Here is a 292-nt window from a genome sequence, read left to right on the forward strand (position 1 = left end):
TTGCCGGTGATCACCGGCATCGGCGTGGACCCGGTGCATTTCGGCATGATCATGCTGGTGAACCTGGGGATCGGCCTGATCACGCCGCCGGTGGGCGCCGTGTTGTTCGTTGGCTCGGCGGTGGGCAAGGTGAGTATCGAATCGACGGTCAAGGCGCTGCTGCCGTTCTACCTGGCGCTGTTCCTGGTGCTGATGGCGGTGACCTACATTCCGGCCATTTCGCTGTGGCTGCCTAGCGTGGTGCTGTAACCGCACCTCAGCCTGTAGGAGCGGCCTTGTGTCGCGATGGGCC

1 protein-coding gene is annotated in these 292 nt (G+C 63.7%); it reads left to right on the forward strand.

Annotation, left to right across the window (positions count from 1 at the left end):
- A partial coding sequence (locus tag GYA94_RS27020; RefSeq protein WP_161893490.1) for a TRAP transporter large permease subunit occupies positions 1 to 249 on the forward strand: 249 nt, incomplete at its 5' end.
- Between the last annotated feature and the right edge of the window lie 43 nt (positions 250 to 292).

Source organism: Pseudomonas juntendi (assembly GCF_009932375.1).
Classification (GTDB): domain Bacteria; phylum Pseudomonadota; class Gammaproteobacteria; order Pseudomonadales; family Pseudomonadaceae; genus Aquipseudomonas; species Aquipseudomonas juntendi.